We start from the raw sequence: 9,638 nt of genomic DNA, 5'->3' as shown, positions 1-9,638 counted from the left end.
GGCGCCGAACGGCACCACCCAGCGGCTGCGCGTCCGGTCCGCCAGGTCCCACACGAAGCGGGCGGCGGGGCCGCGTGCGCTCGTGTGGGTGAGGCCGGGCACGCTGGACGTGGCGAGCACGCAGTCGTGGTCCCCGCCGAGCCCGGGCGCGGGCGGCGCCGGGCTGGGCGGCGCGGTCCAGGCGTCGAGCCGGTGCAGTTCCCGCCAGGCGGGCGGCGCGGTCCCGCAGCCACCTCGCGCAGGGCCGCCCGCAGGATGTCGGCCCGGTCGGCCGCCGGGACCGGCCCCCGGGTCAGCAGCGTCTCCAGCGCGAAGCCGACCCGGGGCAGCAGCGCGAGCCACGGCCGGAACACCTCGGGGTACGGCGGCGGCGCGGCGAGCGGGGCCAGGGCGGGATGCGCGGCGAGCCGGCCTACGACGGCCGCCCGCAGCAGGGCGTAGGCGGCGGCCCCGGTGCTGTCCGGGTCCATCCGCCGGTCCCAGCGCAGAAGCCGGTCGCGCAGGGCGAGGTCGGCCGGGCCGAGCGCGCCACCCGGTCCGGGCGGCCCGCCACCCCGTGCGGGGCCGTCAGCCGGTCCAGGGCCGTCAGCCCGTCCGGCGCCATCGCCCCGCCCGGGGTCGTCAGCCGGCCCGAGGGCGGCCAGGCACTCCAGCAGGACGTCGGCGCCGGCGGTGTACGTGTCGGTGTGGATCGCCGCCATGTCGTCGGCGGTCCAGGCGCGGGAGCCGGCGAGCAGCGCGGCGATCCGGCGGGCCCGGTGCGGGGCGGCGAACTCCACGCCCAGCGGGGCGGCGAGGCCGCGTTCGTTGGCCATCACGGCGTATCCGTCCCGGACGGGGGCCCTCGGCAGCGGCGCGTAGCCCGGCGCCCAGGCGTGCCGCGGGTCCCACGCGGGCACGACCCGGACCCGGTTCGCGGGATCGCGCACCGGTACCCGCCCGGCCACCCGGTGCAGCAGGCCGCCCCGGGTGTCGGCGGCCTGGACGACGTTGACCGGCTCCGTCCAGCCGTCGAGCGCCCGGTCCACGTCGCCCACGGTGCGGGCCGCCAGCAGCGCCGGCAGCGCCGCGAACCCGATCTCGCCGCTCACCCGCACCGGGCAGCGCAGGCTGACGCCCTCCCAGGTGTCCTGGTCCTCGGGTCCGGCTGCCGGGTGCGCGCCGACCGCCGGCTCCGCCCGGACATCCGCGCCCGCCCTGCGCGCCGCGCCGCGCTCCGTACCGCCCGTCGGCGGAGAGGGGGCCGCACCGGCGATCAGCGGCCCCCGGGCCGTCTCGACGACCTCGACCCGGATGGGCTCGTGGCCGGCGACCTCGACGGTCTCGGTCCGGGAGGCGGCCCGCGCCCAGCCGTCCGGGCCGAGCGCTTCCACCGCCCCGCCGCGCCGCCGCAGCCGCTCCCGGTAGAGGTCCTGGTAGTCGGCCATCGCGCTGGTGATCGCCCAGGCGACGTGGCCGGTGTGGCCGAAGTGGGCGATGCCCGGCACGCCGGGGACGGCCAGTCCGATCACGTCGTAGTCGGGGCAGGACAGCCGGATCTGCTGGTAGACGCCGGGCGCCTCGATGAAGCGGTGCGGGTCGCCGGCCAGCAGGGCGGCGCCGGAGGCGGTGCGTTCGCCGGCGAGCAGCCAGCCGTTGCTGCCGCCGGCGGCCGGGCCGTCGGTGCGGAACAGGGCGACGGCGGCCGGTCCGAGCGTGCGGCGCACCAGATCGCGCCAGAGCTTGGTGGGGAAGCCCGCGAAGAGGATGTGGGTGGACAGCCAGAGGGCCAGTGGGGTCCAGGGGCGCCAGCGCCCGGGGGCCAGGCCGGCGGCGGTGAACTCCGGTGCGCGGCCGGCCCCTTCGCCCAGCTCGGCGTTGACGCCCGCCACGTAGGCCGCGACCCAGTCGGCCGTGTCAGGGTCGAGCCGGGCGTGGCACCGCCGGGCGGTGTCCTCGATCATCGCCTGGCGGGCGAACACGTCCCAGTCGGCGCCCCGCGCGCCGAGGAAGGCAGCCGACGTACCGGCTGCCCGGTGCCGCTCGACCTCGATCTGCCAGGCCCGGTCCCTGGCCGCGTTCTGCCCCTGGAGGTAGGCGAGCGCCCGGGGGCCGCCGGCCCGGAGATGGGGTATGCCCCAGGCGTCCCGGCGGATTTCGGCGCGCACGCTTGCTCCCTCGGCGTTCGAAGTTAGGTAAGGCTATCCTAACTATGACCCGAAGGGGGGTGACGCCGGGGCCATCGGCACCCGGCGCCCCCGCTCCGACAAACAGCGGCCCCGACAGCCGCCGCCCGGACAGCCGCCCCTTAGACCGTCAGCACGATCTTGCCGGTCAGATGCCCCGCCTCACTCGCCCGCTGCGCCTGGGCCGCGTCCGTCAGCGGGTAGGCCCGGTGGATCGGCAGCGACAGCCTGCCCGACGCGACCAGGGCCAGGACCTCGGTGAAGGCCGGCTCGCTGCGGTCCTCATCCGGGCCGCCGGCGGAGAAGCGCACACCGAACTCCCCGGCGGGCCCGGGGTTGCCGATCTCCACCACCCGGTCCGTACCTCCGATCAGCTCGATGGAGGCGGCCAGCGCCTCGGGCCGGCCCGAGGTGTCCAGCGCGGCATCCACCCCGTCGGGCGCCACCGCGCGCACCCGCTCGACCAGCCCCTCGCCGTACAGCACCGGGATCGCGCCCAGGTCCCGCAGGTGTCGGTGGTTGCCCTCGCTCGCGGTGCCGATCACCTTCACCCCGCGGGCGACGGCCAGCTGGACGGCGACCGTGCCGACGCCGCCCGCCGCGCCGTGAATGAGCAGCGTCTCGCCGGGCCGCACCCCGAGCAGTTCCAGCACCCGGTAGGAGGTCTCGGCGGCCACCGGGATCGCGGCGGCCTGCTCCCAGCTGAGGGTGTCCGGCTTCAAGGTCAGCCGCGAGGCGTCGGCGACGGCCTGCTCGGCGTAGGCGCCGCTGAGCGTCCGGCCGAACACCTCGTCACCGACGACGAGGCCCTCGACGCCCTCGCCGACCGCTTCGATCACACCGGAGGCCTCGGCCCCGGGCACATGCGGGAACTCGACCGGGAAGGCGTCCTGCATGAAGCCGGCCCGCACCTTGTGGTCGAGCGGGTTCACGCCGGCCGCGCGGACGGCGATCCGCACCTGGCCGGGGCCGGGCGCCGGCACCTCGCTCTCCTGGACGTGCAGCACGTCGGCGGAGCCGTACTCGGTGAAGGCGATGGACTTGGTCATGGCTTCTCACGATCCTCAACGGTCTGGTAGGTCATGCAGGTCTCATGGATCTCTTGGGTCTCAACGGCCTCGACCGCCCTGTCGGTCTCGACGGTCTCCAGCATGTCCGGGCCGTCCTGCGCACCCTGCCCGCCCTTCGGCCGGTTTCACCTGGCCGATCGGACAGTCCGGCCCCCTCCATGCTCGCCGTACGGTGGGGGACATGCGGAACGATGTGCTGCCGAACGGCTGGGACCGCCCGGAGATCGCTCTGGCGCGGACGATGGAGGTGCTGTCCGCCGCGCTGGGCGACACCATGGGGCGGCTGTCCGCCGCGCTCGCGGAGCTGGTGCCGCATGTGGCGCTGGCCCGGATGAGCAGTGTGTGCACCTTCACCCCGACGCAGTTCGCCGGGGACGGGTCCGTCACCGCCCGGATCGCCGGTACGGATCTGGGCCGGCTGGCCGAGCGGGTGACGGCGGGCCGCCCCTGGCAGGGCGAGGGCCTGCTGGGCGGGGTGCCGCATCCGGTGCTGGCGGTGGCCTCGGCGCCGGACGGGCTGCCCGCGGCCGGCGCACTGCTGGTGGTGGTCCGCACCTCGGACCAGCCGCTGCCGGCGCCGGTGACGGAGCTGGTCCAGGGGCTGTGGGATCTGGTGACCGTGCACACCGCACGGCGTACCTCCGACGCGGAACCCGCGCAGGCCGCCGTCTCCCGGGCCGCGGCCGGCGCCAGGGCGCGGGCCATCGCCGAGCTGACCGACGCGCACTCCACCGCGCTGTCCTCGATCCTGGGCACACTGCGGGCGGCCTCGCTGGACGACGCCACCGCACGGCGCGGCGCGGTCGACCTCGCGGTCGCCGCCCTGGTGCAGTTGCGCGCCAACGCGAACCTGGACCGCGAGCTGAGCGAGGAGCCCGCCGACGCCGCGTTCGCGCGGCTGACCGACGAGCTGCGCCCGCTGCTGCGCTACAGCCCGGTCGCGCTCGACCTGCGGGCGCCGGATTCGCGGCGCACGCTGCCCGCCGACGTGGCGCACGCCGCCCGGGCCGCGGTCCGCGGCGCGGTGCTGGCCATGCTCGAACAGGGCCAGGCGCTGCGGCGGTTGCACATCGACTGGCAGATCGCCGAGGAGGCCGGCGACGCCGACGCGCTACGGGTGGTGGTGCGCGACGACGGACCGGGCCGGCTGGCGCAGGAGGACCTGTCCGAGCACCGGATCACCGACCGGCTGGCCGCCCTGGACGGCCGCCTCGTGCTGGACGCGCTGCCCGGCTGGGGCACCACGGTCACCGTCACCTTGCCGCTGGAGGCCCGCGAGATCGGCCGGCCCGCGGCCGACGACCCGCTGGACGCCCTGCATCCCCGGGAACGCGAGGTGCTGGAGCAGCTCGCCCTGGGCCGCCGCAACCGGGAGATCGGGCAGGTCCTGCACATCAGCGAGTCCACCGTGAAGTTCCATGTGGCCAACATCCTGGGGGAAGTTGGGGGCCGGCTCGCGCGGTGAGGCGGTGGCCCTGGCGCATCGGGCGCGGCCCGCCCCGGCCCGGCCGATCCGGGCCGTCACCGGCTGACCGGGACAAGCCCGGTCACCGGCCGCCCGGGGAGCGCTACGCGGCGGCCGCTGCCGGCTTCGGCGCGGGCGCCGGCGAAGACCACCAGCCGCAGCAGCAGAAAGCGGCCGACGCCGGCCAGGCCGGAGGCGGCGAGGTAGACGCCCTGTCGCAGCAGCGCCCCGGAATGCGGCTGCAGCGTGTCGAAGGCGAGCAGCGCGCCGGTGGTGAACAGGTACGACATCAGCACGGTCAGCCCGCTGGCGCCGTGGTCGCTCCAACCGGCCCCGCCCCGGCGGAAGGTGAACCGGCAGTGCAGTTCGGTGGCGAGCACCGTGGTCCCCACCGCGATGCCGGCGTTGGCGACCGCCAGCGGTATCCGGTCGCCGATCAGCAGCAGTGCGCCGCTGCCGAGCAGCGTCACTCCGCCGCCGAAGAGCACGAAGCGGACGAACGCCGAGACCGCGGCCGTGGAGCCGGGAGGTGATCCGGCTGGCGATCCGGCAGGCGATCCGATGCCTGCGGTGGTGACGGCCATCGTCGACTCCTTTGTCGGGGGCGGTCGTCGGGCGGCCGTCCGGTTGCGTGACCGACTCTTCCGTACCCGGCGACGCCGTCCCATCCGGGGGCTCCCCCATTGCGCGTGGGGGTATCCCCCGGCCGCTCCCTAGGTGATCGACCCCGAAGGGCACTCTTTCGATGAGCCGACCGCATGACCATCCGATCTATGAGAAGGCTATGCGGGCCCTTAGCCATTGTTTACAAGGCGGTGGCGCAGATCACCCTTGTTTTGCGCGAGTTTTTGTCCGTTTCGTACCTATGTTCCCGCTAAGCGGATTTGCACCCGCCCCGTCCGACGTGCGACAGTCGGTGTCAACGGCCGCCACGACCCGGGCTCGGCCGTTCCACAGACGCCGCGGCACACCCCCTGCTTCGCGGCGGTTCCGAAGAGGCCCTTCCGCTGTCACCCCCCGGACGCGAAGGGCCTCTTCTGTGTTCTCCTAGCGGTCGATGACCCGCAGCTCGAACCAGGTGGTCTTGCCGCGGGCCTGGAGATCGACACCCCAGCGGTCGGCGAGCTTGTCCACCAGGAAGAGGCCGCGGCCGCTGGTGTCCATCGGGCGCACCGGCAGCAGGCACGGTAACGAGCGTGAGGGGTCCCGGACTTCGACCCGGACCCAGCCGCGCCGGCGCTGCATGCGCAGGCCGAAGCTCTGGGCCCCGGTGTGCCGTACGGCGTTGCCCACCAGTTCCGACACCAGGAGTTCCACCGTGTCGGCGAGGTGGGAAAGGCCCCACAGCCGGACCACCGCCAGCGACAACCGGCGGGCGGTGGCGGCGGTTTCGGGGCGCGAGGTCAGGCGGACCTCGCCGACCGACGGGTCGCCGAACCGGTCGAGGAGGGCGACGGCGGCGTCATCGGTAAGGATCGGTAATGCGCCCGCCGCGTCATCCGCCCGCTGCGGCTGTTCAGCTCCACCCCGTCCCGGCATGCCCTCATGATGGCCGCAACCGGCCGCCGCCGGAGGGCAACCCACGGAATTCACCGCACGGAATCATCCGTTCCGTCCGCTGCCGTCCCCTTGGCGGCGGCGCACCGCCCCGGCTCAGCGGAATTCGGCCTTGCCCGGCCCGTCCTCCACAAAGCTGCGCATTCCGGTCTCCCGGTCCGACGTCGCGAACAGCCCCGCGAACAGGCTCCGTTCGATGGCGAGACCAGTGTCCAGATCCGTCTCCACGCCGGTGTCGACCGCTTCCTTGGCGGCGCGCAGCGCGTAGGCCGGGCCGCGGGCCAGCCGCTCGGCCCAGGCGCGCGCCTGCCCGTAGACCTCCTCGGCCGGCACGACCCGGTCCACCAGCCCGATGGCCAGCGCCTCGGCGGCGGTCACCATCCGCCCGGTGAAGATCAGGTCCTTGGCCCGGGACGGGCCGACCAGCCGGGCCAGCCGCTGGGTGCCGCCCGCACCGGGGATCAGCCCGAGCAGGATCTCCGGCTGGCCCAGCTTGGCGTCCTCGGCCGCGATCCTGAAGTCCGCGCACAGCGCCAGCTCGCACCCGCCGCCCAGCGCGTACCCGTTGACGGCCGCCACCACCGGCTTGGGGATCCGGGCCACCGCGGTGAACGCGTCCTGCAGCCCGCGCGAGCGGTCCACCATGCCCTCGTAGGACATGGTCTGCATCTCCTTGATGTCCGCGCCGGCCGCGAACACCTTGTCGCCGCCCCACACCACCACCGCCCGTACGTCGGATCGCCGGCCCGCCTCCTCGGCCAGTTCGGCGAGCCGGTCCTGGGTCGCGGTGTCCAGGGCGTTCATCGGGGGCCGGTCCAGCCGGATGGTGCCGACCGCGTTGTCGATGTCGAGGGTCACAGTCATGGACCGGAGCGTACGACGGACGGGCCGCCTCCTGCGAGCAGCGGGCCGCCCGGGCTCCGTCAGGCGGTCCACTCGCTCCAGCTGAGGTTCCAGCCGTTGAGGCCGTTGTACCACTGGACCGTCCGGTCCTTGGAGTTCTCCACCTGGACCACGTCGCCCAGCAGCGAGTGGTCGTAGAACCAGGCGGCCGGTGTGCTCGCGTCGCCCGCGCCGCGCACGTCGTGCAGCCCGACGCAGCCGTGGCTGGTGTTGCTGTTGCCGAACACCGAGGGCGCGGCCCAGTAGTTGCCGTGGATGAAGGTGCCGGAGTTGGTGAGCCGCATCGCGTGCGGCACGTCCGCGATGTCGTACTCGCCGCCGAAGCCGACGGTGTCGCCGTTCATCCGGGTCTTGATGTACTTCTCGGAGATCACCATCTTGCCGTTGTACGTGGTGTGGTCCGGCGCGCCCGAGGAGATCGGGATGGTCCTGATCGCCTTGTTGTCCTGGTAGACGGTCATGGTGTGCTTGGCCGCGTCCACGATGCTGACCTGGCGGCGGCCGACGGTGAAGTGCACCGACTTGTGCTGCTTGCCGTAGACGCCCGGGGCGCCCTCGACGCCGTTCAGATTCAGGGCGAGGGTCACCTTGGTGCCGGCCGCCCAGTAGTCCTGGGGGCGGATGTAGATGTCCTGGCTGCCGTTCCACTTCGCGGCGACCGGGACGGCCGGCGAGGCGGTGACGGTCAGGCCGTGCTCGACCGCCTTCTTGTTGGTGATCGGCCGGTTGAAGTGGAGGTAGACCTCCATGCCGACGCCCACCGTGGAGCCGTCCTCCGGGGTGAAGAACCCGACGAAGGTGTCCTTCGGGACGATCGTGGAGAAGGTCGCGTGCTTGTCGGACTCGCGGCCGGCCGCGTCCTCGGCGACGGCGTCCACCGTGTACTGGGTCGAGGTGTCCAGGTGGTCGCTCGGGGTCCAGCCCAGGCCGTCGGCGGATATGGTGCCCGCCACCGGCGCGCCCTTGTCGTTCTTGACGACGACCGACGACAGCTTGCCGCCCGACGCGGCGACCTTGAGCGTCCCGGTGGTGGCCACGTTGCTGGCGCCGTCCTTCGGGGAGATCGATACGACCGCGCTGGACACCTTGGTGTCCGCGGCGCTCGTCGTCGTCCCGCCCGCCTTGCCGTCGTCGCTGCCCGATCCGGCCTGGTCGCCGTCCTCGGGGCCGCACGCGGTGGCCAGCAGCAGCACGGCACCGAGCGCCAGTGCCGCCAGGCTCGTCCTGGTACCGGGCGCCACACCTATCGCCTTCACTTCTCGACTCTCCTGGTGACTCGGCTGGTCCATCTGCGCCCGGGAAACCGGACCGCCCCCATGAGCGAAAGAAAACCACACCGGCCCGCGGTCCGGGCCCGGAAAATGTCACTGTTCCGTCCCAGTTGCCCGCACGTCATCCGCAGGTCAGCCGCCCCGGCCGGGCCCTGTTCACCGCAACGCCGAGCCCGAACGCCAGGCGGTCCAGTCGAGATTCCAGCCGCTCATGCCGTTGTCGGGCGAGACCGTGCGGTCGTCGGAGTGGACCACGGTGATCACGTCACCGATCAGGGACCGGGCGAAGAACCAGCCGGCCGGCGTCCCCCCGCCGTCCGACCCGTCCCGGCCGTCGTCCCCGGCCGGGGTCCGCGCGGGGCCGCGGGTGTCGAGCAGCCCGATGCAGCCGTGGCTGACATTCTCGGCGCCGAAGACGTCGGCGGGCGACCAGTAGTTGCCGTGCACGAAGGTGCCGGAATCGGTCAGCCGCATCGCGTGCGGTACGTCCGGGATGTCGTACTCGCCGCCGAAGCCGACCGTGCGGCTGTTCATCCGGGTCCTGAGGTACTTCTCCGCGATCACCATGATGCCGTTGTACGTGGTGTGCTGCGGGCTGCCCGCGGTCATCGGCAAGGTGCGCAGCAGCCGGCCGTCGCGCAGCACGGTCAGGGTGTGGGTGGCCGCGTCGGCGGTGCTGCGCTGGTCGCGGCCGATGGTGAAGGTGACGTCCTTCGCCTGGCTGCCGTAGGTGTTCGGCGCGCCGCGGACGCCGCGCAGCCGCAGGTGGAGGGTGACCCGGCTGCCGGGCCGCCAGTAGCGGGCCGGGCGCAGGTCGAGCCGCCGGGCGCCGAACCAGTGCCCGGTCACGGCCGCGGCCGGCCGCGCGGTGACGGTGATGTGCCGCTCTACGGCGGCCCGGTCGGTGATGGTCCGGTTGAAGCGCACCGACAGGATCGTCCCGGTGCCGACCAGCGAGCCGGCCTCCGGGGAGTAGAAGCCGACGAAGGCGTCCCGGCGCGGGGTGATCCGCGGTTTCGGGGTGGGGTCCTTCGTGTGGTGTCCGCCCAGGCCCAGCCCGCAGCCGGCCAGCAGTGCTACCGCGGCCAGCGCCGGCAGGGCCCGCCGCGCCGCGCCCCGCCGCGTCCGTCGCCGCGCACCTGCCGTCCCATGTCCCACACCTGTGCTCACACCGGGTCAACGAGACCGCGCCCGCCGGGAAACGCGC

7 protein-coding genes and 1 pseudogene are annotated in these 9,638 nt (G+C 74.0%); 1 reads left to right on the top strand and 7 read right to left on the bottom strand.

Annotated elements, in window-relative coordinates:
- Nucleotides 1-2,147: pseudogene (locus GA0115240_RS05715) on the bottom strand (penicillin acylase family protein); the annotation flags it as partial.
- 140 nt (nucleotides 2,148-2,287) lie between these two features.
- Complete coding sequence (locus GA0115240_RS05710; RefSeq protein ID WP_093735560.1) at nucleotides 2,288-3,214, bottom strand: quinone oxidoreductase family protein; 927 nt, start codon at nucleotides 3,212-3,214, stop codon at nucleotides 2,288-2,290.
- A 202-nt stretch (nucleotides 3,215-3,416) separates the two neighbouring features.
- Here GA0115240_RS05710 and GA0115240_RS05705 point away from each other — a divergent pair, with 202 nt between their 5' ends.
- On the top strand, nucleotides 3,417-4,700 hold the full coding sequence (locus tag GA0115240_RS05705) for a helix-turn-helix transcriptional regulator (RefSeq protein WP_237554630.1): 1,284 nt from the start codon (nucleotides 3,417-3,419) through the stop codon (nucleotides 4,698-4,700).
- A 56-nt stretch (nucleotides 4,701-4,756) separates the two neighbouring features.
- Here the strand turns inward: GA0115240_RS05705 and GA0115240_RS05700 are convergent, their stop codons facing one another.
- The 5 genes from GA0115240_RS05700 to GA0115240_RS05680 all read right to left on the bottom strand — a co-directional run bounded on the left by GA0115240_RS05700 (nucleotide 4,757) and on the right by GA0115240_RS05680 (nucleotide 9,589).
- On the bottom strand, nucleotides 4,757-5,284 hold the full coding sequence (locus GA0115240_RS05700) for a hypothetical protein (RefSeq protein ID WP_093735559.1): 528 nt from the start codon (nucleotides 5,282-5,284) through the stop codon (nucleotides 4,757-4,759).
- A 463-nt stretch (nucleotides 5,285-5,747) separates the two neighbouring features.
- Complete coding sequence (locus tag GA0115240_RS05695) at nucleotides 5,748-6,239, bottom strand: ATP-binding protein (RefSeq protein ID WP_093735558.1); 492 nt, start codon at nucleotides 6,237-6,239, stop codon at nucleotides 5,748-5,750.
- A gap of 114 nt (nucleotides 6,240-6,353) precedes the next feature.
- A complete protein-coding gene (locus GA0115240_RS05690; RefSeq protein WP_093735557.1) occupies nucleotides 6,354-7,121 on the bottom strand; it encodes an enoyl-CoA hydratase/isomerase family protein in 768 nt (255 codons plus the stop codon).
- Nucleotides 7,122-7,180: 59 nt separating this feature from the next.
- Nucleotides 7,181-8,416, bottom strand: coding sequence for a L,D-transpeptidase (locus tag GA0115240_RS05685; protein WP_256069561.1), 1,236 nt, complete (start codon nucleotides 8,414-8,416; stop codon nucleotides 7,181-7,183).
- A 171-nt stretch (nucleotides 8,417-8,587) separates the two neighbouring features.
- Nucleotides 8,588-9,589: a L,D-transpeptidase gene (locus tag GA0115240_RS05680; protein ID WP_256069560.1), complete on the bottom strand. Its 1,002-nt coding sequence runs from the start codon at nucleotides 9,587-9,589 to the stop codon at nucleotides 8,588-8,590.
- Nucleotides 9,590-9,638 lie beyond the last annotated feature (49 nt).

It is taken from the genome of Streptomyces sp. DvalAA-14 (genome assembly GCF_900091855.1).
GTDB lineage: Bacteria > Actinomycetota > Actinomycetes > Streptomycetales > Streptomycetaceae > Actinacidiphila.
Note: the sequence above shows the minus strand (reverse complement) of the source record. Positions and strands in the feature narration are given on the sequence as shown.

Excerpts from the sequence above, each read along its gene's own strand:
- GA0115240_RS05700 (WP_093735559.1), bottom strand. The coding sequence starts at position 5,284 with ATGGCCGTCACCACCGCAGGCATCGGATCGCCTGCCGGATCGCCAGCC.
- GA0115240_RS05695 (WP_093735558.1), bottom strand. The coding sequence starts at position 6,239 with ATGCCGGGACGGGGTGGAGCTGAACAGCCGCAGCGGGCGGATGACGCG.
- GA0115240_RS05705 (WP_237554630.1), top strand. The coding sequence starts at position 3,417 with ATGCGGAACGATGTGCTGCCGAACGGCTGGGACCGCCCGGAGATCGCT.
- GA0115240_RS05690 (WP_093735557.1), bottom strand. The coding sequence starts at position 7,121 with ATGACTGTGACCCTCGACATCGACAACGCGGTCGGCACCATCCGGCTG.
- GA0115240_RS05710 (WP_093735560.1), bottom strand. The coding sequence starts at position 3,214 with ATGACCAAGTCCATCGCCTTCACCGAGTACGGCTCCGCCGACGTGCTG.